A 23,065-nucleotide genomic window follows, 5' to 3' on the forward strand; every position below is an offset into this window, starting at 1 on the left:
ATCAAAAAGGGAGGTTATTCTATGAAAGAAACCAACTGTTCCGGTGCCGACGATTGTTGCCTGAAAATGAAATATCGTGATAAAACCGGTACCGAATATAAATGTCTTATTTCACGCTTAAATCGAATTGAGGGACAAGTTCGCGGCATAAAAAACATGGTCGAAAATGACCGCTATTGTGTCGATATCCTGACGCAGGTCAGCGCCGTTCAATCGGCATTGAACGCCTTTAATAAGGAGCTGTTGGCGCAGCACATCAAAAGCTGTGTCGTAACCGATATCCGTAATGGCAATGATGAAGTAATCGACGAACTTGTCTGTCTTTTACAAAAACTGATGAAGTAGGTGATCATCGTGAAACATGAAAAGTATGCAATCAGCGGCATGAGCTGTTCAGCTTGCTCCGCGCGGGTGGAAAAAGCGGCCGCCCGTCTGCCGGGTATGAAAAAGGCAAGCGTCAATTTGTTGACAAACAGTATGCAAGTCGACTATGACGAAGCACTGTTATCCTCTCAGGATATCATTACTGCCGTCACAAACGCCGGTTACGGCGCCGCGCCGGCAGGCGCGGGAAAAGAAAGCTCCGTTGCCGACGAAAGCGCCGCATCGGCAGCTGCAAGCGCCATTCAGGAGCTGAAAAACCGTCTCATCGGCTCTGTTCTTTTTCTGCTCCCGACGATGTATATCGCCTCCCACGGACTCTTCCAACACCTTTTCGGTCTTCCTGTCCCCCATCTGGTCGAGGCTGTATTCGACGGGCCGAGAAATGCCATCGCCTTTGCGTTCGCCCAATTTCTCCTGTTCCTGCCCATTATGTACCTGAACAAAAAATATTATATTAACGGTTTCCACAGTCTCTTTCAAGGGGCTCCGAATATGGACAGTCTCGTTGCCATCGGCTCATCAGCTTCTGCCGTCTTCGGTATCTTTGCCATTTTCCGTATGGGCTGGGGACTTGGTTACGGTGATTTGGGACTAGTAGAAACATACAGCACCAACCTTTACTTTGAATCGGCAGGCATGATCGTGACCTTGATTACAGTCGGCAAGTATTTGGAAGCCAGAGCAAAGGGAAAAACGAGCGCGGCCATTGAGAAGCTGATGGACCTGGCGCCGAAAGAAGCGACGGTCCTGCGTGACGGCAAAGAAGTATCCATTGCCGTCGAAGAGCTTCTCATCGGCGATGAAATCGTCATCCGCCCCGGCGAAAGCATTCCGGCAGACGGGATTATCTCGCAAGGGACGACGAGCATTGACGAATCGGCTATTACCGGCGAAAGCATTCCTGTCGAAAAGCAAGTCGGTGACGCCGTAACAGCCGCTACGATCAACAAGGCGGGATATATTCACGTTATAGCAAAGCGTATCGGCGAAGACACGACGATCAGCCAAATTATTAAACTCGTCGATGAAGCCAGCGCCAGCAAGGCGCCTATTGCCAAAACGGCCGATACGATTGCCGGTATTTTTGTGCCGGCCGTTATCGCGATTGCCCTGGTAACGACGGCAATCTGGTATTTCTTTGTCGGCACCGATCCGGAATTTGCCTTTTCTGTCGGCATCGCCGTCCTCGTCATTTCCTGCCCCTGTGCTCTCGGACTGGCAACGCCCGTCGCCATCATGGTCGGCACCGGCAAAGGCGCGGAAAACGGAATCCTCATCAAATCCGGCGAAGCGTTGGAAATAGCGCATCGGATTGATACGGTAGTAATGGACAAGACCGGCACGATTACGATCGGGAAACCATCTGTAACCGATATCCTGCCTTACGGCGTCACAAAAGAAACACTTCTCTCTTTGGCTGCCGGTTTGGAAAAAGGCAGCGAACATCCTTTGGCAGAAGCCGTCATCGCCTATAGCCGTGAGCAGGGAATCACGCCGACGGCGATCAGCGATTTCCGCGCCATCTTCGGGCGCGGCGTCTGCGGAACCAGCAACGGCGTCACGTATTATGCCGGCAACCGGGAGCTGATGAGCGAGCACAAGATCGACACGACGGCGCTGAAAGAGACGCTGGATCGGTTATCCGATCAGGGTAAAACACCGCTTATCTTTGCCGCCGGCGATAAGATCATCGGAGTCATTGCCGCTGCAGATACGGAAAAAGAAACGAGCGCAGCCGCTATTTCCCGTTTCAAAGAACTCGGCATCAAGGTTGTCATGCTGACTGGAGACAACAAAAGGACAGCCGAAGCGGTCCGCAAACGCCTGCATATTCCCCAGGTCATTGCCGGGGTCTTACCGCAGGATAAAGAAAAGCATATTGCCGACCTGCAAAAACAGGGCCATTGCGTGGCCATGATCGGTGACGGTATTAACGATGCCCCGGCATTGATGAAAGCCGATCTGGGCATAGCCATCGGTGCCGGAACAGACGTTGCCATCGAAAGCGCCGATGCGGTGCTGATGCGCAGTGATCTCCTCGATGCGGTCAGTGCCGTTCGCCTCAGTAAAGCGGTTATTAAAAACATCAAAGAAAACCTCTTCTGGGCCTTTATTTACAATATCATCGGAATTCCCCTGGCAGCCGGACTGCTCTATCCGGCCTTCGGAATCAAGCTCAGTCCCGTTATCGGCGCCGCCGCCATGAGTTTGAGCAGTTTCTGTGTCTGCATGAATGCCTTGCGGCTCCGGTTCTTTAAAGCGGAAAGAGCGCCTCATCATGTTTCACGTGAAACATTGCCGGCTCAGTCCGTCGTCACATCCGCTCCTTCAGAAATACCTGCAAGCCCTGTACACACAACGCTTACCGTAAGAGGAATGATGTGCCAACATTGCGTAAAGCAGGTCACCGCCGCGCTTTCCGAAATAGCCGGTGTCACTGCTGTCAACGTATCGTTAGAAAGAGGCGAAGCCGACGTCTCCAGTACAATCGCCATCCCGACGGCAGTATTTTCAGAAACCCTTACTGCTGCAGGATATACATTACAACTTCCAAAGGAGGAACAAGAAATGGAAAAAACAATTAAGATTGAAGGAATGATGTGCCAACATTGTCAACAACACGTACACGACGCGCTTTCAAAAATAGACGGCGTCACTGCCGTAACCGTTGATTTGGAAGGCAAAAAGGCCGATATAAAAGCTGATCGTGATATTCCGACAGATGAATTGGCCAAAGTCATTGCCGACGCCGGATATGAACTCGTCAAATGAAGAAAGAGCCACCATGTTTCACGTGAAACATGGTGGCTCTTTTTTTTAGATACAAGCGTTGCTTCGAGATTGTCGCCAATGGCCTTAGGCCAGGCCGTGCCATTCTGCGATGGATACCGTTGTCGGTAACGATGACCGCTATGGCTTCCTCTATAGAAGGGTACCCACATCATCGCCCGACTGTATAGGAAGATTAGGATTCACCTATCGGTATGCGAACGGTAACTGTCGTTCCCTCGCTTACACGACTTGCAACATCGATCGTTCCGTCGTGGCAAAGAACATATTGCTTCGCCAGAGCCAACCCGATACCGCTGCCGCCGCTGCCTCGATTCCGCGATTTTTCGCCACGGTAAAAATATTCAAATATATGGGGCAGATCAGTCTCCGCAATTCCCTTCCCTTCATCGGCGATGGTCAACACGAGATAGTTCTGGTTATTTAGCGCAGTCGTAACGGAAATGGTCTTGCCCGTTTCCGTATAGCGAACGGCATTGTTCAACAAATTATACACAACTTGATTGAAACGATCCGCATCAACGTTGACAGGAGGCAGATCGGCCGCCAAATGCACTTCGATCCTGAGCCGCTTCTCGTCAAGCATGGGCTGGAGCATATTGACAGCCCGCGATAACAGATTGTTGATATCCGTTTCTTCTTTGTGCAGCAGTAATTCATGATTTTCCGCCAGGGACAAATCGCGCAAATCCTGAACCAGGCGGCGCATGCGGACCACTTCATCTTCAAGCGACAGGACCGTCTCTTTGTCAAGCGGTACGACATCGTCCAGCATACCTTCCAAATTGCCCTGTAATATCGCCATGGGCGTACGTAGTTCATGAGCCATTCCGGCAAAGAGCCGCCGCCTTTGCTGATCGTTTTCGTAAAGCCGGCGGGACATATCGTTAAAAGCGGCTGCCAGTACGCCGATTTCATCATGACGCCGCACCGGTACGGTCTTGCCCAAATGCCCTTCCTGCAATTCCCGCACGGCCGCCGTCAGTTCCGATACCGGCCGCGTCAGATGACGAATGACAAAATAACTGACCGTACTGCCTAAAATAACCATGACGAATCCGATCCAGAAGAGGAATTTATGCACGGAAGCAATATATGCTTCTTCATCAATTCCCTTGACAGCAACGGTCAACCCGTCAGCCTCCGTATAGACATATTCCGAAAAATGGGCTTCCATTTGCAAGTTGACAATCATAACAAGCAACGCAATCACCGCCGCAAAGAGAAAAAAGATCATAACTGCCAACCGAAAAGAAAGTCGTTCGTTGTTACCCAAGATGTTCACCGCCAAACTTATACCCTATCCCGTAAACAGTCAAAATATAAGCGGGATTTGCCGGATCGACTTCCACCTTCTTCCGTAAGTTGCGAATATGTGTATCAATCGTCCGCTCAAACCCTTCAAAGGCATACCCGCCCTGTACTTTTTCCATCAGCTGCATGCGGCTGAATACCCGTCCCGGAGATAATGACAGTATCTCCAGCAGCTTAAATTCCGTCGGCGTCAAAGTCAACGCTTGATTGCCGCGATAGACGAGAAAACGCTCTCTGTCGATAAGAAGGTCGGCTGCACGGTAAGACGCCGGACGGTGAATGACTTCACCCAGGCTGCGCCGCAAGCGAGCATGAACCCTAGCGACGAGTTCCTGCATATTGAACGGTTTTGTGACATAATCGTCGGCACCGATATCAAGGCCCTTCAGCCGATCCTCTTCACTGTCGCGGGCGGTCAGAAAAATAATCGGAATATCGCTGATCTGTCGCACACGATTACAAACCTCATACCTGTCCAGCTTGGGCATCATTATATCGAGAAGCATAATTTGCGGCTCATGTCGTTCCATCATGGCCAATGCTTCTTCTCCGTTTTTGGCAATATAAACAATAAATTGATTCTGCTCAAAATAGGAACGCAGCAATTTGATCAGTTTGTCATCATCATCGACAATAAGAATAGAATACGGACTCATACGGCATATCTCCTTACGCATCAGTATTGTGCTTACATTGTACACCATTTATACAAAACACGGAAACAGAAGCGCTCTGTTTCCGTGTTTTGTATAAAACGTACTGACATCTCTAGCTATTCTTGTGTTGGTTCTGATCCTGATCAGCTTGATTCATCGGGCAGGAGTCCGCGTTATTCCCGTTCATGCCGCCCTGTCCGCCTTGGTTCATATGCATCGATTGCTGCTGATTCATCATATGTTGATGCATGTCACCATGATTCATCGTATCATGTGACATACCGCCGTGATTCATCATATCGTTTGACATGCCGTCATGATTCATCATCTGCCCGCCGGGCATGCTCTGCTGCGGCGCTGTCCAGCCGGCAAGCTGCGGATCAGCCATGCCGAAAACCATGGCAATATGCGTTAAAGCAACAAAAGCAAAGACCCAAATAACGTGTTTTTTCAATTTCGTTCTCGTATCACTATTTTTACTGATAAGATTGAATTCCATAAGTAAAATAACGACAGCAGGTATGACGGCAAGTAAATAACTGTAAACAGCAATTACATCAAGCGGACCGCGCCACTGAATAGTCGGAACATACCAGACGGCGATGAAGATCGCCACGGCGATAAAGAAAATCGCTAAGACAATCGACGCCCCGTGTCGCAATGAGCTCCAAGTACCTTTTCCCTCTTCCTGATAATACAAACTGAAAATCTCGGAAGCCAAAATTGTTTCCGCCAAAGTCATCGGCACCAACATGAATAAAATCAGAAACCACGGTTGGTGCAACGACAAAAGTTCCATATAGTGTGTCATTGCCATATTCATCATCATAAATCACTCCTTTTTGTAGTGTCTACAGTATACCTGTTCCCTATAGAGAATTTATGAAGAAAATGTGAAGATATAATGAAGATCACCTTCACCCAACCCCCGCCACCGAAAGAGCATCGCTGCATCTCAACATGCGATGACCGTATGTATTGCCTGAAGACCTTGATTTTTCTTTTACAACATACTATAATATCATCAACGTCCGTAATTTTAGTTGCATTGTAGGGAACTTAAGTTGCTCTACAAGGAGAGGGGTCTTATTTATGTCCATTCAATTAAGTATCGTCATTTTATATATCTTCCTGCTTTTTGCGATCTCTCTCTATGTCAAACATCGTGCAGCCCAAAATCCGACAGAATACTTATTTGCCGGCCGAAAGCTTTCAACGACACTGGTTGCCGTCAGTATCACCGGCATGGCCGTCGGTGCCGCTTCTACGGTCGGCGTCGCAGAAAGCGCCACAAAGATCGGGCTTGCCGCCGGCTGGTACAACGGCGCTTGGTCTATTGGCGCCATCGTCATGGGGATTCTTGCGGCAGGCCGCTACCGCTCGCTGAATTGTACAACTATTCCGGAACTCTTTGAGCGGAGCTACGATAAGAAAGCTCGTGTCATCAGCGTTATCGGTCTTTCCCTGATTATGATCTGCATTACGTCGCTGCAATACGTTGCCGGCGGCTCCATCTTATCAACGCTTATGCCCGATATCTTCACGATGGAATCGGGCATGATCGTAAGCGCCGTTGTATTCATCGGCATTACGGCTATCGGCGGACTCTGGTCTTCAGGATTGTCAAATATCCTCAGCGTCACCGTCATTTACTTGGGCATTATTTATTCTCTCGTCCGCATCCTGCTCCGCGACGGCGGTATCAGCGGCATCGCTGCCAGTCTTCCCGTTTCCTCCGTAGATTGGTTCAGTCCCTTTGCCGGCATTTCGGCGGCGACGCTTCTCGGCTGGATCATCGTCATGGTGACGCAGGCAATTACCGCACAGGGACCGGTCCAAATCGCCTGCGGCGCAAAAGACGCAGGCGCCGCCAGACGAGGGTTCATTTTAGGCGGCATATTGATCTTTCCCATCGGTTTCCTCTGCGCCATCTTGGGATTGGCCGCCAAAGCGCAATATCCCGACTTGAACCCGACATTGGCATTACCGCAAATTATTATGAGTCTCGATCCCTTTTCGTCGGGCCTGACCTTGGCCGGTCTCTGGGCCGCCGACGTTTCAACGGCCTGCACGATCCTTCTCGGTGCCAGCACTCTCGTTGCCCAAGATATTTACCGCCGCTTCTTCTCACCGAAAATGACACAAAAAACGTATTTGCGCGCCAACCGAATGATTACGCTCCTGATCGGCATCGGCACCTTATGGATGGCCTTTAACGCCGTCGGCATCGTCAAGATCATGCTGATCGGCCTGAGTCTGACGACCGCCTTTACGCTCGTCTTCCTCTGCACGCTTTTCTGTCCTTCCCTATGCCGCAGGAACACGGCCTTCTGGACGACACTCGTCGGAATTGCAGGACTGATCCTCTGGCAGCTTTTCCCGGCAATACGCATCTTGCCTCATGTCATTTATTTTGAATGGATCATCTGTACGGTTACCCTTCTTCTCGTCCGTGTTATCGACAAAACGCCGATTACGCCGCCGACACGCCGGGAAGACGACCTGTAAAATGCGGCACATGCAGACGGCATTGACAGAAGCGCGAGAACCCCCGGTGTTCTCCAATTCGTCAAATGGCTAAACAGAAAGGGTCTGCAGCGAAAGGCATATTCAACGCCTTCCGCTGCAGACCCTTTTGCCATGTTTCACGTGAAACACCAGTAGATGATATTGTCAAACGTCTACATCCCGCAAATCCAAAGAACGAACTTTTTCGCGTACAGGCAAGATCGCCGCCGGACTGACAGACAATTCATCAATCCCCATGCGCAGAAACGTTTCCGTCAAGGACAAATCGGCGCCAAGTTCGCCGCAAATGCCGACCCAGATACCGGCGGCGTGTCCGTTCCGAACCGTCATTTCAATCAGCCGCAAGATCGCCGGGTGATGGGCGTCGAAGAAATCGTCAAGCCGTGTCTGCTGACGATCGATGGCCAGCGTATATTGCGTCAGATCATTCGAGCCGATACTGAAAAAATCGACTTCTTTCGCCAGTTCATCACTGATAATCGCCGCCGCAGGCGTCTCGATCATAATCCCTACTTCCATTTCTTTGTCGTAAGCGATCCCTTGTGCCGTCAATTCTTCTTGTACATCGCGAAGCATCGCTTTGCTCCGCCTGATTTCATCAAGGGAAATAATCATCGGAAACATGACGGCGACTTTGCCGAAGGCGGAAGCCCGACACAACGCGCGAAGTTGGATCCTGAACAAGGCGGGGCGGCTGAGGCAAATGCGGATGGCCCGCATGCCCATGGCCGGATTTTCTTCCGTCTCCAAGTTGAAATAGTCTACTTTCTTGTCGGCGCCGATATCAAGGGTGCGAATGACGACACGTTTACCGCCCAGTGCCTGCGCCGTTTTTTTATACGCCGCAAACTGCTGCTCTTCCGTCGGATATGTCGTATTTTCCAAATACAGAAATTCACTGCGGAACAGGCCGATCCCTTCCGCGTCATGTTCCGCTACTTGGGCCAAATCTCCCGTATTGCCGATATTGGCATACAAATCAATTCTTTTCCCGTCCTTCGTTTGTGTCGGCAGTCCGCGCAGCCGCTCCAATGCGGCCTGATGAGCCGCCGCCGTCTCCGCTTTGCGCTCCATCGCCGCCAACGTCTCCGGATCGGGATCGAGATAGACCGTACCCGTATACCCGTCAATAATGACTGTCAACCCTTCAACGTCATCGTGGAACGGCGTATCGGTGCCGACAACGGCGGCTATCCCCAACGTCCGCGCCAAAATAGCGGTATGCGAATTGGTGCTGCCGCCGGATGTAACAAAACCGAGGATCTTATCCGTATCGAGCTGCAGCGTTTCACTCGGTCCCAAGTCATCGGCGCCGATAATGACACCGTCATAAGCGCTCAAATCGGTATCCTGGCAGCCGCAAAGCGCCGCTTCGACGCGGCGTGAAATGTCGATGACATCGGCGGCGCGGGCTTGCATATACGTATCATCCATAGCGCGAAACATCTGGGCAAACTGCTGCGCTGTCCGTTCTACTGCGGCTTCCGCACTCATATTGCCGCTGCCGATCAAGGTTTCTACCGTTTCCAGATAGTCATCGTCGGCAAGCATCATCTGATGCACCTCAAAAACGGCGGCTTCGTCTTCCCCCACTTTTTCAACGGCGCGTTCGTACAGCGCCTGCAACTGCGCGACAGCCGTTTGCCGGGCCTGACGGAAACGCTGCAGCTCCGCTTCTATGCCGGCAGCAGGCCGCTGCGCCGCAGAAGCGGACTGCCGGTGAAACAATGCTAGCGGTCCGATCGCAATGCCGGCAAACACGCTTTTCCCCCGTATCACTAACATCGGCGTCCCTCCTTGCTATAAATTGGCTTGCAACGCCGCTGTCACGGCGGCAGCCGCCGCTTCTTCATCGGCACCGTCAACTTGTACGGTAATGGTCTCGCCTTGCTTGATTCCCAGCGCCATGACGGCGAATATCTTTTTCAAATCACCGGTTTTGCCGCCTTTAACAACGGTAACGGCTGAGGTAAATTTCTTCGCTTCCTTCACGAGAATGCCGGCAGGACGAGCGTGGACTCCTTGAGGGTCGGTAATAACGTAAGTAAATTCTTTCATTGAAAAAAACTCCTTTATACGAAACACGTAATCGGAAAAATATTGACAAACAATCTATTTCAACCGTTAACAGATGCGAAATCTATGCCGCGTCGTCACGGATTATTCCCATGATGACCGCTCCGACGGCGGCACCGGCAAGCAGCGACAACGCATACATGGGCCAATGCGTAACCTGCCTTTCCTTGGCCGTGAATTTTTTGCGGAAAAGGAGCATCGCCAGGGAGATGGCAATCGGTGGTACCATGCCGCCGATCATGACGGAAGCCATAATGCCGGAACTGACAGCAGCTCCGGACGCGTTCAGAAGCGACGCCGTCCCGAACACGTAAGCTGCTTTATTGATGGGGCCGCCGAAATCAATCGACATCATGCCGCCAAGAACGAGGCCGAGGATCACCTTGCTCGACGTCGTCATCGACAACAAGGCGTTCGCCAGCCATTGATTGAACACGGCCGTCGGCGGATTGATCAGATACGTCATGACGACACCGATAAGGATCAACCCGCCGACGGGATAAATAAGGATCGGCTTCGTTCCTTCCAGCGCCTTCGGCATGTTCCGGCATAATCGTTTCAGCGCAAGCACCAAATACCCGGCAATAAACCCGGCCAAGATCGGCAGCATCATACTGAAGGCAAGGCCGCCGGTCTGTTTCAGGAAAGCCGCCGTTGCCGTACCGCTTCCGAAAGCGGCCGTACCGGCATGTTCCATATCGACGAGAAATGCCAGGGCAATGAGAATGCCGCCGCCGATAACAAACGGCAACATGTGGGAAACACCGTTCATGAGATGCTTATAAACCTGACGCCCCACACTCTCCCGCCCCGTATCGCCGGCCGTTTCGTCACTGCTGCCGCCGCCGTCGAAAACAGGAGCCGTACCGTCCACGATAGTCCGGATCAATCGTTCCGGCTCCTTGATCCCGGCAGCCACACGCACGAACAGTACTCTTTTACCGGCAAACCGCTGTGTCGGCACGTTCTTGTCAGCCGCCACGATGACGCCGGCAGCTCGTTCAATATCGTGCGCGCTTAAGCTGTTCTTTACGCCGCCGGAACCGTTCGTTTCCACCTTGATCACGATTCCCATGGCCGCCGCCTTGTTTTCCAACGCTTCTGCCGCCATGTACGTGTGGGTAATGCCGGTCGGGCAGGCCGTCACGGCGACGATAAAAGGTTGCGTCGCCGTATCGGCAACTTCCGGGAAATGCTCTTCTTCGCCAAGGATAGCCGTCTCCTTGGCATCAATGCAGGTCAAAAAGGCTTCTTGCGTCGGCGCCGCCAGCAAACGGGCACGAAAATCATCATCCATAAGCATACGGCTTAACCGGCTCAGAACATCGAGATGAACGTCGGCGCCATCTTCGGGAGCGGCGATGAGAAAAAACAGAAAAGCCGGTTCATCGTCAAGACTTTCGTAATCGACGCCGCCGCGAACGACCATCGCCGCCAGTCCCGGTTCAGCAACGGCAGCCGTCTTGGCATGCGGGATGGCTACCCCTTCGCCGATACCGGTACTGCCTTCCGCTTCACGCCGCAGAACGGCGTCTTCATACGCCTGCACATCAATCAGATTACCACTTTTTTCCATCAGCGAAACGGCATGAGCAATGGCGGCGCGCTTATCGGCCGCCACAGCCTGTAAATCAATGCTGCAAAGCTGTAACAAATCGCGAATCCTCATGATCTATCTCCTCTCTTTATTCAGTTGCAGACTAAACAGCCGCATAACATCCTCTTTTTCAGCCAACCAAGGGCGAAAGGCGGAAGCGCTGCCGGCACTGATTCCCAACTGCAGCGCCTTTTGCAGATCGCCGTCGTACCGTTCATACCCGGCAAGAAAACCGGCCACCATACTGTCGCCGGAACCGACGGAATTGACCAGCGTGCCGGCAGCCGCCGACAGGCGGTAAACCTTTTTATCTTCCCCCAGCAGCAGCGCGCCTTTACTGCCGAGCGAAACCAATACATTACAGGCTCCCATAGCCTGAAGCCGCCTGGCACAGAGAACGACCTCTTCATCGCGATGGAGCTCCAAGGCGAACAGTTCTCCCAGTTCAGCCTGATTCGGTTTGATCAGGAACGGGTGATAGTTCAGGACTTTTTTCAACAAGTCGCCCGTAGCGTCGACAACGGTGCGAATCGGCCTGCCGCTGAGTCCTTTTAAAATTTGCTCGTATATGTCGACGGGAATATCTGCGGGAATACTGCCGGCCAAAACCAGCGTATCCCCGTCTTGAAGGCGCTGCAGCCGCTCCGTTAAAGCGTCCAGGGCAGAAGCGGGAAGATGAGGCCCCATCCCGTTAACGGCGGTTTCCGAGGCAGCGCTGATCTTTACATTAATACGGGAATTCCCTTCCGTCAGGCGGATAAAGTCGCAGTCGCCGCCGTTGACCCGGCAAAGACGCTCAATCTCCTGCCCCGTAAATCCGGCGACAAAGCCGAGCATCTTGGCCGGGATCCCCAGGTTGCCGAGCATTAAGGCGACGTTGATCCCCTTGCCGCCGGGATAGATCCGCTTTTCTTCAGCCCTGTTGATATCGCCGCTGACAAACCGCTTCACGCGCACGACATAATCAAGAGACGGATTAAACGTTACTGTATAAATCATACGATATGCACCTCTGTAATCTGCTGAAACGGCGTAAAATCAAAATGCTCCGCTTCCTGCGCCGTAATAATGGAAACTTCCGCCAAATCGGCAAACGTAATGTGTGAAGCCAAACCGAACTTACTGCAGTCCGCCAAAACCGATTTATACCGGCAATGCTGCAGGGCCGCCATTTTGCAATCGCCTTCTTCCGCATCCGGCGTCGTACAGCCGGCTTGGAGAGAAATGCCGTTCGCACCGAAAAACCCTTTCGTGAAATGATACCGCCGCAGCATATCCCGCATCTCACTGCCGACGATGGCCGCCGTTTTCTCCTTGATGCGGCCGGGCAGGATCAGTACGTCTCGACCGAAATGAGCCAATTTCTGTGCCAGCGGCAAACTGTTGGTCACGAAAGAAGCCTTGGAACCGCTCAAAAAGTCGGCCATCTGTTCAACAGTGGAACCGGCATCTAAATAAACAAAATCAGCATCGCCGATCTGTGCCGCCGCAAAGCGGGCAATCCGTCGTTTCGCCTCCATGTGGTACGCGTATTTTTGCTGTAAATCCTCCCAGTCGGCATCGTAAGCTCCGCAGCCCTCACGCCACGTCGCTCCACCGTGAACGCGATTTACAAAACCCGACGCCTGCAGAGACAGCAAATCACGCCGTGCCGTCGCTTCGGAAACGGAAAACAGAGAAACGATTTCCTGTACCGTAAGGGCCTTTTGCCGGCGAATGTACTTTAAAATTTCCTGCTGCCGCTCTTCCGCCAACATGTGATCACATCCTTGCTCTTGTCGTTGATTATGTATTCAGTATATCGTCACATTCATTCTAAATCAATCATATTCAATCAATATATAAATTAAGCAATCAAAATCGATCGCTTATAAGATAAAAACATACCGATACCAAACAATTGTGCCCTCTCCGGCCGGTTACGGTGCAAAAACCTGCTATCCCGCCATCTTTCTCAGCCCATGTTAAGCGCCCTGCCGGGACGGCCGCCGTTTTTTCGCGGCTACCGGCCGCTTCGTTTCGGACAATGTAATTTTACACAATTTATACAGTTTCTTTTCACGTTACTGAATATCCTTCTGTATCATAACTGATAGAGTGATATTTTATCGAAAAAGGAGAATAGTAAATGAGATTAAAAACGCTAGCTTTATGTGCCTTGACGGCATTCAGTATTGTCGGCCTGATCGGCTGCGGCAATACCGGCACCACCGCATCTTCCGGCAACTCGGACAAAAAAATCGAGCTTAAATTCTGGCATGCCATGGGCGGCAGCGGTGCCAAGGGAATTGATGAACTCGTCAAGCGGTTTAACGACTCACATCCCAATATCCACGTAACGGCTGAATTCCAGGGTTCCTATGACGATACGATCACGAAACTGCGCAACGCCGGGAACGGCAAAAACCTGGGCGCCGACGTAGTACAGGTTTTTGATCTCGGCACGCGGTACATGATTGATTCGGGCCTGACCGTACCGGTCCAGGATTATCTGGACAAGGACAAGTACGATATCTCCAAGATAGAACCAAATATTGCGGCGTATTATACGATAAACAACAAGCTGTACTCCATGCCGTTCAATTCGTCAACGCCGCTTTTGTATTACAACAAAGACATCTTCAAAAAAGCCGGCATCGAAAAGCCGCCGACATCGCTGGAAGAACTGAAAGCGATGGGACCCAAATTAGTTCAAGACGGCGGCGCGCAAATGCCGTTGGCCCTGACGATATACGGCTGGTACAGCGAGCAGTTCTTCTGCAAATCCGGCATTCCTATCTTCGATAACAATAACGGACGTGAAAAAGCGCCAGGCAACTATATTGCCAATAACAATAAAGAATTGGAACAACAATTGACTGTTTGGAACGAATTGGCCAAAGCCGGCATCGCCCCCAATATCGGACGGAAAGGCGGCCCTGATGAATTCAATTCCGGTAAGGCGGCCATGACGGTCGCTTCAAGCGCCAATCTCCGTGATACGCTGAACCAGGTCGGCGGTAAATTCGAAGTCGGCACGGCGTTTTATCCCAGCGTAAAAGCCGGTGATAAAGGCGGCGTGTCCATTGGCGGCGCTTCCCTTTGGATGATCAACAGTGAAGACAAAGCCCGTATGGACGCTACCTGGGAATTCATCAAGTTCATGATCAGCCCCGAATCACAAGCTTATTGGAATTCCATGACCGGCTACTTCCCCATCACGGTAGATGCAGCAAAAGAATCGGTCTTCAAGGATAACATGTCCAAGTTCCCGCAGTTCCAGACGGCCATCGATCAGCTGCATGCTTCCAATCCTCAATCGCAAGGCGGATTAAGCGCGTCCTTCGCCGAAATTCGTCAGATTACGGAAAAGGAAATCGAAAATATGCTGAACGGTGCCAAGACACCGGCGCAGGCAGCCGCCGCCATTGCCGAACAGGCCAATGCAGCCATAAAGATTTACAATGACGCGAACGGCACAAAATAACAAACTGGAACAATTTCATTAACGGACATTGCTGACAGAAAAACGACAATTTTTTCCTTGTCGTTTTTCTGTGTTTTTTGCAAAAATAATACAGCCAGACGGCAGACGAGGTACTCTCATGAACAAAGACCTTTTGTCAAAAATAATGGCCTGGGAAGGCTATCTGTACCTATTACCGGCCATACTTATTATGGTCATATTCATCATCTATCCCTTCGTGCAGACCATCATCCTCTCGCTTCACCAAACGAATGTAAAGGGCCTGATGATACATTTTAAAGGCCTTGGCAACTACATCGATCTGTTTTCCAATCCCGTATTTTATCACAGTATCATGATCACCGTCGTATTTGTCGTGATCACCGTCTGTGTCGGTGTTTTCATCGGCTTGACCAGTGCGCTGCTTTGCCAGAAAGACTTTCCCGGCATCCGCGTATTCTCCGCCACCTACGCGATGCCAATGGCGATCGCCTCTTCCGGAATCGCGCTGATCTTCCAGATCATGCTGAATCAGACAAACGGGATTATCAACATGCTGTCAGGCGCCCATATCGGCTGGCTCACTACCCCGACCTATGCACTGCTGTGCGTCAGCTTTATTACGGGTTGGCTCAACAGCGGCGTCAATTTCCTTTACTTCTGCGCCGGCCTGGCCAGCATTGACAACAGCTTATATGAAAGCGCCTCTATTGACGGCGCCGACAGTATCAGAAAATTCCTATACATTACCTTGCCGAATCTCCGCCCCATAACCTTCTTCGTTATCGTCACCAACATCATTCAGGCCTTTCAGGCCTTCGGACAAATCAAAATCCTTACTATGGGAGGACCGGGAGAAGCTACCAATGTGCTGGTGTACGACATTTACAAAAACGCCTTCATCACCTTCCGCTACGGGTACGCCTCTGCCGAATCGGTAACCTTGTTTATTATTGTCATGATACTGACATTTGCTATCTTCAGACTCCGCGCCAAAGGTGGGCAACAACATGAAAAAAATTAACGATTGTAAAACAGCGGGTATACTGCTTTTAAACATACTGATGGCCATATTTGTCATGTTCCCGATCATCTACGCCGTCTGCATCACCTTCAAACCGCCAAGCGAAGTATTTGAAGCCAACTTTTTTCCAACAAATCCTACCGTTCAGAATATTATCGACGCCTTTGAAACGGCGCCATTGGGAACCTATCTCTTAAATACTTTCATCGTGGCGGTCTCCATTACGTTGGCACAGTCGCTCACTTCCTGTTTAGCCGCCTTCGCCTTCCGTTTCCTGAAGTTCAAAGGCAAAAACTTGCTGTTCGCCCTGGTCATGGCCACCATGATGGTTCCCGGCGAAGCGATCATTATCGCGCAATATTTGATGGTCCGGGACTGGGGTTGGCTCGACACGCTGTATGTATTAATCATTCCCTTCGCCATTTCCACTATCGGCATTTTTTTATTCAAACAGGCGTTGGAAAATTTTCCCTATGAAATTTACGAATCGGCCCGAATGGACGGCTGCTCAAATATCTACTTCGTCTTTTATATTCTGATTCCCTTAATGCGGCCGACGCTGGGAGCTTTAGCGGTAAATTCCTTTTTAAGCGGCTGGAACATGTACATGTGGCCGCTGTTGACTACCAGTGCCGACAACAGCCGCACCGTTCAGATCGGGCTGAGCATGTTGAATGCCGTCGATTCGCAGTCCATCGTTCTGATCATCGCCGGCGTCGTAAGCTGCATGATCCCGTCGCTGATCATCTTCATCGTATCGCAAAAAAATATGATCAAAGGACTGGCCGCCGGCGCCGTAAAAGGATAGTGCCGTCTTCGCATAAACGACGGCACGCATTGCCAATCATATCGATAAAGGAGTTTTTATGTCTAACGTCACCTTGGAAAACATCAGCAAACTATACGACCATTCTAAACAGACCTCCGTCAGCAAGTTGAACCTCACCATACGGGACGGCGAATTCGTCGTCATCGTCGGGCCTTCAGGCTGTGGTAAATCCACCACTTTGCGCATGATCGCCGGACTTGAAACGATCAGCGAAGGCAAACTCTACATTGACGATGAACTTGTCAATACAAAAGACGCCAAAGACCGAAACATTGCCATGGTTTTTCAAAATTACGCGCTTTATCCGACAATGACCGTGCGCGACAATATGGGTTTCGCCCTGAAAATGCACCGCGTGTCCAAAAAGGAGATCGACAAAAAAGTACGCGAAGTCGCCGGCATCCTGCAATTGGAACCATATCTCGACCGCAAACCGGCGGCTCTCTCCGGCGGCCAACGACAGCGCGTCGCCCTCGGCCGGGCCATGGTACGGCAGCCCAAAGTCTTCCTGTTGGATGAACCGCTTTCCAATCTCGACGCCAAACTGCGGGTGACGATGCGGGCCGAAATCGTAGAGCTCCATCGCAAACTGCGCACGACCTTCATTTATGTCACCCACGATCAGACGGAAGCCCTGACCATGGCGGACCGCATTGCCGTCATGAACAGAGGCAAGCTGGAACAGTTCGCAGCGCCGAAAGAATTGTACTGGAATCCGGCCAATCTGTTTGTCGCCGAATTTATCGGCAGCCCCCAAATGAACACGGTGGCGGCGACGCTGTTCCATAAAGAAGGCGCCGTTTATGTCCGGCTGCCGTCTGGAGCCGACCTGAAACTGCCCGATGCGGTCGTCGGCCGGTTAAAAAAAACTGCCCTTAATCCGAAAATCTACCTCGGCTTTCGGCCGGAGCATATCCGGCTGGCCCGGAAAGACGAAAAAAACACCCTCTGCGTTCATGTTCAAAACGTGGAAGACATGGGCTATGATACGTTCGTCTACTTCCATATGCCCGGCAGCCGTCACCAACTCGTCGCCCGCCTGACAGGCAATGAAAACATCCCCTATGACGCCGATATCTCATTTGTCATCGACATGGACCACGTCTATCTCTTCGACGGGGAAACGGAACAGTCTTTATTAACCCCTGTTTCCGGCGTCGCTGCAAAGGAGACCGGCCATGACTAGCATCATTGCTCACAGAGGGTTTGCCGCCAAATATCCTGAAAATACGATGTTGGCGTTTCAAAAAGCTCTCGCCTGCGGTGCCGACGGCATCGAACTGGATGTACAGATGACGAAGGACGGCGTCCCTGTCATCTGTCACGACGAAGACATCTCCAGAACCAGCAACGGCGTCGGTTATCTCAAAGATTACACGTATGCGGAACTGTGCCGATTAAATTTCGCGCATACCTTTAAAGGCATCTGGGAAAAAATCCCGACACTCGAAGAATACGCGACTTGGGTAAAGGAGACGGCGTTAATAACCAATATCGAATTAAAAACGAATATCTTCACTTACGACGGATTAGTGCCCCGCGTAAGCGAGATTATTTCCCGACACGGCCTGGAAAGCAGGACCATCTATTCCTCCTTCAATCATGAAACGATCCGGGAAATCAAGCGCCGTCAGCCGGAAATCCCCTGCGGCTTTCTGACCGACTGTCGCCTGCTGCAGCCGGAAGACTATTGTCGGCAGCGCCATGTCGAATGCTATCATCCCAACTATCTGCACGTCACGTATGAAACGGTTCAGGCCTGCCATGCCTGCAACATCGCCGTAAATCCGTATACGATAGACAAGCCGGAAGACATTCAACGCTTCCTGTCCTGGCAGACGGACGGCATCATTACAAACAACCCGGCGTTGGCGCTAAGCTGCAAAATAAAACAATACGGCTGAGCCGATCATTTCCGACGCCGGCAGGAACGGGACCGCGCCTGTCCATTATGCAATAAAACGAAACGGCAACGTCTTTCATCCTGACACCCAAACGCCCCCATGCCGACCGCTGCATTCGACATGGGGGCGTTTTCCCGCCGTTTTGATCTATTATTTTACCGTTGTGCGCTATCCGCCGCAGTCCGCCCGGATATCTCCGCTCCGGCGCAAAGCGGCTTCGCGTGCCGCTTACAGCGATTCGTATGTCGGTACGGTACCGCTCATAAAATCATGCCCGCAGCAAACTCATCCAAAGATAGCCGACGCCGGCGATGAAGAACACCTCCACCACCGACACGGCCGCGCCCGTCAGCCACCATTCTTTTTGTGTCACATATCCTGAAGCGTAGTAAATGGCCGCCGTTCCCGTGCCGTAATGCGTCGTGCCCGGAGACACACAGGTCAATAAAGCAAACACCATCCCGATAACGTATAAATCTCCGCCCAATGCCGCCAAAACCGTAACGAAGGGCAGAAAGAAAGCCTGCAGATGGATAAAGAGACTGGTCAAAAAATAGTGAATATAAAAGTAGAGCAATACCAATGCCGCGTAAACGAATATGAACGCGCATCCTAAAAAAGGAGCCTGTATACAAGTTACGAGCCAATGAATAACGCCGTGGCCGGCTAAAAATCCGGTAAGGGCGAGCAACGGAGCAAGCCAGAGCAAGATATCCCAAGCCATTTTTTCTTCCAACAAATCGGCATACGCTATAATCTTCGTGTAAAGCATCAACACTACACCGGTTAAAGCAACGACAGCCGCATGGATCTGCAATGCAGGCCCCAACGTCCAAAGCGTAATCATCCCCAAGAAAATAGCAAGCAAAACCTTCTCTCTTTTTGCCATTGGGCCCATTTTTTTTAGCTGTTCCCGCGCGAAACGGGGCGCCAATTTCATCTCTTCCGCCGTCATCGTCGGTTTGTTCAACCCATAAATAACCCAGGGAACGGCGACTGAGACGAGAAGCATCGGCACACTGGCATATACAAACCAGGTCAGCCACGAGATTTCTATGCCGAACGATGCCTGCAGCATCGCAACAGCCAGCGGATTCGTCGACATGGCCGTTAAAAACACGGCGCCGATAATTAAATTGAGCTGAAAACTTGCCATAAACAGGTAACTGCCGATTTTTTTTCCGACTGCTTGCCGCCGGTCCGGAATCCAGCGCTTCGGCGAGAGCCTTCGTGATCGGAAATATGATTCCCGCTCCCCTGGCATTCGTATTCGGCAAAAAAGGGGCAATCAAAAAGTCGCAAAAACTGATCGCATAGACGAGCAGGATCGGATGATGCCCCATGACAGCAATGAAGTGATACGCGACGCGTTGTCCGAAACAGGTTTTCCGAAATCCGACGGACGTGAAAAAAGCGAATAACACCAGCCAAACCGCAGGATTCCCGTATCCGCCCAACAATACCTCCAAGGGCACGGACTTCGTCAGCAGGAGACTGCATAACAACACGAGCACCAGGACTCCCAGCGACGCCGCCGAAAAAAAGCAGGCCAGAATAAATCCGGAAAAAAGCGCAAAAGCATGCCATACAGGTACAGAAATACCGGTTGGCGCCTCGGTCAAGTATAAAACACCGGCAACGGCAAGGGCCGGCAAGAACCGCATAAAACCGTTTATATCTTTCATTTCTCCTCTATTCCCACACAAATAGCGTTACGTTTTTTTTGCATTGCCGCACCTGGCGGCCGAAAAGTACGCGCGCTGCTGCGCCGCACCTTTCGCCCCGTCGCGGTCGCCTCCTTCTTATTCCGCAAACGCGGCCAACAGCTTATATTTTTGTATTTTTCCTACGGCGGTTTTAGGCAATTCGTCTACCCATACAAACCGTTTCGGTACTTTAAACGCCGCTAAATGACGCAAACAGAAGGATTTCAGTTCTTCATCCGTCGGTTTGCCGGTCCCGCCGGCAACCAAAAACGCCCAGGGAACCATTCCCCACGTCGCATCGATTTTACCGACGACAGCCGCTTCACGGACATGGCGGCTGTTTTTTAAGCAAGTCTCTATTTCAACGGGATAAATATTTTCTCCCCCCGAAATGATACAATCTGCCAGTCGGCACTTGACATATAAGTACCCCTCTTCGTCAAGATATCCCATATCGCCGGTTTGATACCATCCGTCGGCGGTGAAGGACCTTTGATATCGCTCGTTCTGGCCTAAATACCCGACACATAACGCCGGCGACTGAATCTGGATCTCGCCTACGCCGCCTTCGCCCGCTCCGGTCCCGCCAATGCGCAGGCGGTTCGAAAAAAGCGGCAATCCTGCCGAACCCATTTTTCTTGAAATATCGCGAGGCGGCAGAGCGGCGATTTGCGAGCAAGTTTCCGTCATGCCGAAGGACTGTACCACGGCAATCCGCTTTTCCTGACAGGCCGCCAATAATGAGCGGTCAACAAAGCCTCCTCCTAAAAGCATAAGGCGGAACGAGTCCGGATACACGGCATCGCCAAGATCTTTTAATAATGCCGAGAGCGTATAGCTTACTACGGAAATGATGCTCCCCTTCCCCCGCAGCAGCGCCTGATTGACCAAAGCGGCGTCAAAGCGCCGGAAAAGATGAACCGGCATGCCGTAAACCAGCCCCCTGACAAGCACGGAAAGGCCGCTGACATGATATAACGGCGTAATCGCCACCCACATATCCGCTTCATGGAAACCGAGGTTCGTAACGCTGGCCATCGCCGATGCGTAATGATTGCCGTAACTTTGCATTACGCCCTTAGGCTTTCCCGTCGTTCCGGAAGTATATAGAACACTCATGACCTGATCGTCCGGAAACAACTCCTGCATGACGCGCCGCCGGGACGCCTTTTTTCGGTTGGCGTAACACCATTCCAACGAAAGGCACGTTATGGCAACATCCGTTGCCGCGTCGTTCACTTCCGAAAGGCGCGTCAACCATTCATTTGCGCAAAAAATCAGAGAGAGGCTTGCATCGTTAATCTGCACAGTCAATTCTTCCGCACTCAGTCGCGTATTCAAAAGCACCATTTCTATGCCGGCGTTCATGCAGGCTAATATGGCGACGTACATTTCTGCGGAATTATTCGAAAAAATGCCGACACGGTTGATTCCGCCGCAGGCATCCAACACGGTGGCGAACAGATCGCTCATTTCCTGTGCCGTTCGGTACAGCTCCTCAAACGTCCACTGCTCTTCTTCAAAGATGAACGCCAACTTGTGCGGCGAAAGCCGCGCCCGTTTAAAAATCCAGTTTTCCAGTGTCATAGAAAACAGCCTTACGGAAATTTCGGATAAGAATCAAAATCGGGAGACCGTTTTTCCAAAAACGCATTTTTTCCTTCTTTGGCTTCATCCGTCGTATAGTAAAGAAGGGTCGCATCGCCGGCAAATTGCTGCAAACCGGCGAGACCGTCCGTATCGGCATTCATCGCCGCCTTAATGAACCGCAGTGCCGTCGGCGACATTTCCAAAATCTTCTCGCACCATTGCAGCGTCACCGTTTCCACGTCCGCCAAAGGAACCACCGTATTGACCCAACCCATTTCATACGCTTCCTGCGCCGTATATTGCCGGCACAGGAACCATACCTCTTTAGCCCGCTTGTGTCCAATGACTCTCGCCAAATATCCGGAACCGTATCCGGCGTCAAAGGAACCTACCTTGGGTCCGGTTTGTCCGAAACGGGCGTTATCTGCTGCAATCGTCAAATCGCATACCAGCTGAAGCACGTTCCCGCCGCCGATAGACCAACCCTTTACCATGGCGATGACCGGCTTGGGAATCACGCGGATTAGCCGTTGCAAATCAAGGACATTCAAGCGCGGAATGCCGTCTTGTCCTACATAACCTCCATGGCCGCGTACACCTTGATCGCCGCCGGAGCAGAACGCCTTATCACCGGCTCCGGTTAAGATAATAATCCCAATGCGGGCGTCGTCACGGCAAAGGGAAAACGCCTCCATCAATTCCTTTACCGTTAACGGCGTAAACGCGTTGTGTACCTGAGGACGGTTAATCGTGATTTTAGCGATGGCCCCGTTCCGTTCAAATAAAATCTCCTCATATGTCTTCACCGACTGCCAATCTGTCATGTTGCCTTCTCCTCTCCAATTACGTTTATCTGCTTTCTCCGTTGTTGCCGTCAAGCGAATCTCGTCCCTGCATTTACCCATCCCTTTTGGCCGTTAACGAGCCTGCTATACAGCGGACAGCGCCGCCTTTCGCGCCGGTTTCGGCAAGGACGCGCAAACGCAAATCAAGGGCAGAACCATCTGCGATATTGTGATGATGAATCTATCGTACCCTGAGATTCTGCCCATATATTTTCTTCAACCGATGTCGCCGTGCAAGCAACTATTGTGTCCATTATATCAATAATTGTTTTAAATGAGAAGAAAGAAGACGGAACTGCCGTCGTCTTGGCGCCGCTTCATTTCTTTCTGCCGTCTTCAACGCGGTAAGACGGCATGTCCCGCCGCAATCGACTAT

At 51.4% G+C, this 23,065-nt stretch carries 19 protein-coding genes and 1 pseudogene; 8 read left to right on the forward strand and 12 right to left on the reverse strand.

Features of this window, described 5'->3' with window-relative positions; all coding sequences use genetic code 11:
* The first annotated feature begins 66 nt into the window (after nt 1-66).
* Together HMPREF1250_RS06995 and HMPREF1250_RS07000 are read left to right on the forward strand one after the other, a co-directional pair.
* Nucleotides 67-345, forward strand: a complete 279-nt coding sequence (locus HMPREF1250_RS06995) for a metal-sensing transcriptional repressor (protein WP_101912903.1) — start codon at nt 67-69, stop codon at nt 343-345.
* 9 nt (nt 346-354) lie between these two features.
* The gene (locus HMPREF1250_RS07000; RefSeq protein WP_023053933.1) at nt 355-3,156 is read left to right on the forward strand and encodes a heavy metal translocating P-type ATPase; all 2,802 of its coding nucleotides are present in this window, start codon (nt 355-357) and stop codon (nt 3,154-3,156) included.
* Nucleotides 3,157-3,349: 193 nt separating this feature from the next.
* Here HMPREF1250_RS07000 and HMPREF1250_RS07005 read toward each other — a convergent pair whose 3' ends face one another.
* The 3 genes from HMPREF1250_RS07005 to HMPREF1250_RS07015 all read right to left on the reverse strand — a co-directional run bounded on the left by HMPREF1250_RS07005 (nt 3,350) and on the right by HMPREF1250_RS07015 (nt 5,973).
* The gene (locus HMPREF1250_RS07005; protein ID WP_023054027.1) at nt 3,350-4,450 is read right to left on the reverse strand and encodes a sensor histidine kinase; all 1,101 of its coding nucleotides are present in this window, start codon (nt 4,448-4,450) and stop codon (nt 3,350-3,352) included.
* On the reverse strand, nt 4,443-5,144 hold the full coding sequence (locus tag HMPREF1250_RS07010) for a response regulator transcription factor (protein ID WP_023053971.1): 702 nt from the start codon (nt 5,142-5,144) through the stop codon (nt 4,443-4,445). Before HMPREF1250_RS07010 ends, HMPREF1250_RS07005 begins: the two co-directional genes overlap by 8 nt.
* 112 nt (nt 5,145-5,256) lie before the next feature.
* Nucleotides 5,257-5,973, reverse strand: a complete 717-nt coding sequence (locus tag HMPREF1250_RS07015; RefSeq protein ID WP_023054030.1) for a DUF6803 family protein — start codon at nt 5,971-5,973, stop codon at nt 5,257-5,259.
* Nucleotides 5,974-6,236: 263 nt separating this feature from the next.
* Between HMPREF1250_RS07015 and HMPREF1250_RS07020 the strand changes: the two genes are divergently transcribed.
* Complete coding sequence (locus HMPREF1250_RS07020; RefSeq protein WP_023053964.1) at nt 6,237-7,652, forward strand: sodium:solute symporter family protein; 1,416 nt, start codon at nt 6,237-6,239, stop codon at nt 7,650-7,652.
* Between the two features lie 165 nt (nt 7,653-7,817).
* Here the strand turns inward: HMPREF1250_RS07020 and ptsP are convergent, their stop codons facing one another.
* The 5 genes from ptsP to HMPREF1250_RS07045 all read right to left on the reverse strand — a co-directional run bounded on the left by ptsP (nt 7,818) and on the right by HMPREF1250_RS07045 (nt 13,103).
* Nucleotides 7,818-9,458: a phosphoenolpyruvate--protein phosphotransferase gene (ptsP, locus tag HMPREF1250_RS07025; RefSeq protein WP_023054005.1), complete on the reverse strand. Its 1,641-nt coding sequence runs from the start codon at nt 9,456-9,458 to the stop codon at nt 7,818-7,820.
* Between the two features lie 15 nt (nt 9,459-9,473).
* Nucleotides 9,474-9,731, reverse strand: a complete 258-nt coding sequence (locus HMPREF1250_RS07030; RefSeq protein ID WP_023053932.1) for an HPr family phosphocarrier protein — start codon at nt 9,729-9,731, stop codon at nt 9,474-9,476.
* 82 nt (nt 9,732-9,813) lie between these two features.
* On the reverse strand, nt 9,814-11,418 hold the full coding sequence (locus HMPREF1250_RS07035; RefSeq protein WP_023054022.1) for a PTS fructose transporter subunit IIABC: 1,605 nt from the start codon (nt 11,416-11,418) through the stop codon (nt 9,814-9,816).
* A 3-nt stretch (nt 11,419-11,421) separates the two neighbouring features.
* Entirely contained in the window at nt 11,422-12,345 is a 924-nt protein-coding gene (pfkB, locus tag HMPREF1250_RS07040) for a 1-phosphofructokinase (protein WP_023054054.1), read from the reverse strand.
* On the reverse strand, nt 12,342-13,103 hold the full coding sequence (locus HMPREF1250_RS07045) for a DeoR/GlpR family DNA-binding transcription regulator (RefSeq protein WP_023053946.1): 762 nt from the start codon (nt 13,101-13,103) through the stop codon (nt 12,342-12,344). Before HMPREF1250_RS07045 ends, pfkB begins: the two co-directional genes overlap by 4 nt.
* Before the next feature lie 371 nt (nt 13,104-13,474).
* On the opposite strand from HMPREF1250_RS07045, the gene HMPREF1250_RS07050 reads away from it, so the two are divergent.
* The 5 genes from HMPREF1250_RS07050 (at nt 13,475) to HMPREF1250_RS07070 (ending at nt 18,548) form a co-directional block, all read left to right on the forward strand.
* Nucleotides 13,475-14,812: an ABC transporter substrate-binding protein gene (locus tag HMPREF1250_RS07050; RefSeq protein ID WP_023054016.1), complete on the forward strand. Its 1,338-nt coding sequence runs from the start codon at nt 13,475-13,477 to the stop codon at nt 14,810-14,812.
* A 118-nt stretch (nt 14,813-14,930) separates the two neighbouring features.
* Nucleotides 14,931-15,815 carry a carbohydrate ABC transporter permease gene (locus tag HMPREF1250_RS07055; protein WP_023053917.1) on the forward strand — a complete coding sequence of 295 codons (885 nt, stop codon included), beginning with the start codon at nt 14,931-14,933 and terminating at the stop codon, nt 15,813-15,815.
* Nucleotides 15,802-16,623 carry a carbohydrate ABC transporter permease gene (locus HMPREF1250_RS07060; RefSeq protein WP_023054057.1) on the forward strand — a complete coding sequence of 274 codons (822 nt, stop codon included), beginning with the start codon at nt 15,802-15,804 and terminating at the stop codon, nt 16,621-16,623. The genes HMPREF1250_RS07055 and HMPREF1250_RS07060 overlap by 14 nt, the downstream gene beginning before the upstream one ends.
* 58 nt (nt 16,624-16,681) lie before the next feature.
* A complete protein-coding gene (locus HMPREF1250_RS07065; protein WP_023053968.1) occupies nt 16,682-17,830 on the forward strand; it encodes an ABC transporter ATP-binding protein in 1,149 nt (382 codons plus the stop codon).
* Nucleotides 17,823-18,548, forward strand: a complete 726-nt coding sequence (locus HMPREF1250_RS07070) for a glycerophosphodiester phosphodiesterase (RefSeq protein ID WP_023054023.1) — start codon at nt 17,823-17,825, stop codon at nt 18,546-18,548. The genes HMPREF1250_RS07065 and HMPREF1250_RS07070 overlap by 8 nt, the downstream gene beginning before the upstream one ends.
* 268 nt (nt 18,549-18,816) lie before the next feature.
* On the opposite strand, the gene HMPREF1250_RS12045 is transcribed toward HMPREF1250_RS07070, so the two are convergent.
* From HMPREF1250_RS12045 to menB, 4 genes and pseudogenes are all read right to left on the reverse strand, one after another.
* Complete coding sequence (locus HMPREF1250_RS12045; RefSeq protein ID WP_269208553.1) at nt 18,817-19,812, reverse strand: anion permease; 996 nt, start codon at nt 19,810-19,812, stop codon at nt 18,817-18,819.
* Nucleotides 19,736-20,233, reverse strand: a pseudogene (locus HMPREF1250_RS12300) (SLC13 family permease); the annotation flags it as partial. The gene HMPREF1250_RS12045 and the pseudogene HMPREF1250_RS12300, both read right to left, overlap by 77 nt.
* Nucleotides 20,234-20,350: 117 nt before the next feature.
* Entirely contained in the window at nt 20,351-21,841 is a 1,491-nt protein-coding gene (gene menE, locus HMPREF1250_RS07080) for an o-succinylbenzoate--CoA ligase (protein ID WP_023054049.1), read from the reverse strand.
* A gap of 11 nt (nt 21,842-21,852) precedes the next feature.
* Nucleotides 21,853-22,668 (reverse strand): 1,4-dihydroxy-2-naphthoyl-CoA synthase, encoded by an 816-nt coding sequence (gene menB, locus HMPREF1250_RS07085; RefSeq protein WP_023053963.1) that lies wholly within the window; start codon nt 22,666-22,668, stop codon nt 21,853-21,855.
* Nucleotides 22,669-23,065: the final 397 nt, after the last annotated feature.

It is taken from the genome of Megasphaera vaginalis (ex Srinivasan et al. 2021) (assembly GCF_000478965.1).
In the GTDB taxonomy this organism is placed as follows: Bacteria; Bacillota; Negativicutes; order Veillonellales; family Megasphaeraceae; genus Megasphaera; species Megasphaera vaginalis.

What these genes read in the sequence shown, in the direction of transcription:
- HMPREF1250_RS06995 (WP_101912903.1), top strand. Translation starts at nt 67, where the DNA reads ATGAAATATCGTGATAAAACCGGTACCGAATATAAATGTCTTATTTCA.
- HMPREF1250_RS07010 (WP_023053971.1), bottom strand. Translation starts at nt 5,144, where the DNA reads ATGAGTCCGTATTCTATTCTTATTGTCGATGATGATGACAAACTGATC.
- HMPREF1250_RS07015 (WP_023054030.1), bottom strand. Translation starts at nt 5,973, where the DNA reads ATGATGATGAATATGGCAATGACACACTATATGGAACTTTTGTCGTTG.
- HMPREF1250_RS07020 (WP_023053964.1), top strand. Translation starts at nt 6,237, where the DNA reads ATGTCCATTCAATTAAGTATCGTCATTTTATATATCTTCCTGCTTTTT.
- ptsP (WP_023054005.1), bottom strand. Translation starts at nt 9,458, where the DNA reads ATGTTAGTGATACGGGGGAAAAGCGTGTTTGCCGGCATTGCGATCGGA.
- HMPREF1250_RS07030 (WP_023053932.1), bottom strand. Translation starts at nt 9,731, where the DNA reads ATGAAAGAATTTACTTACGTTATTACCGACCCTCAAGGAGTCCACGCT.
- HMPREF1250_RS07035 (WP_023054022.1), bottom strand. Translation starts at nt 11,418, where the DNA reads ATGAGGATTCGCGATTTGTTACAGCTTTGCAGCATTGATTTACAGGCT.
- pfkB (WP_023054054.1), bottom strand. Translation starts at nt 12,345, where the DNA reads ATGATTTATACAGTAACGTTTAATCCGTCTCTTGATTATGTCGTGCGC.
- HMPREF1250_RS07045 (WP_023053946.1), bottom strand. Translation starts at nt 13,103, where the DNA reads ATGTTGGCGGAAGAGCGGCAGCAGGAAATTTTAAAGTACATTCGCCGG.
- HMPREF1250_RS07050 (WP_023054016.1), top strand. Translation starts at nt 13,475, where the DNA reads ATGAGATTAAAAACGCTAGCTTTATGTGCCTTGACGGCATTCAGTATT.
- HMPREF1250_RS07055 (WP_023053917.1), top strand. Translation starts at nt 14,931, where the DNA reads ATGAACAAAGACCTTTTGTCAAAAATAATGGCCTGGGAAGGCTATCTG.
- HMPREF1250_RS07060 (WP_023054057.1), top strand. Translation starts at nt 15,802, where the DNA reads ATGAAAAAAATTAACGATTGTAAAACAGCGGGTATACTGCTTTTAAAC.
- HMPREF1250_RS07065 (WP_023053968.1), top strand. Translation starts at nt 16,682, where the DNA reads ATGTCTAACGTCACCTTGGAAAACATCAGCAAACTATACGACCATTCT.
- HMPREF1250_RS07070 (WP_023054023.1), top strand. Translation starts at nt 17,823, where the DNA reads ATGACTAGCATCATTGCTCACAGAGGGTTTGCCGCCAAATATCCTGAA.
- HMPREF1250_RS12045 (WP_269208553.1), bottom strand. Translation starts at nt 19,812, where the DNA reads ATGCCAGGGGAGCGGGAATCATATTTCCGATCACGAAGGCTCTCGCCG.
- menE (WP_023054049.1), bottom strand. Translation starts at nt 21,841, where the DNA reads ATGACACTGGAAAACTGGATTTTTAAACGGGCGCGGCTTTCGCCGCAC.
- menB (WP_023053963.1), bottom strand. Translation starts at nt 22,668, where the DNA reads ATGACAGATTGGCAGTCGGTGAAGACATATGAGGAGATTTTATTTGAA.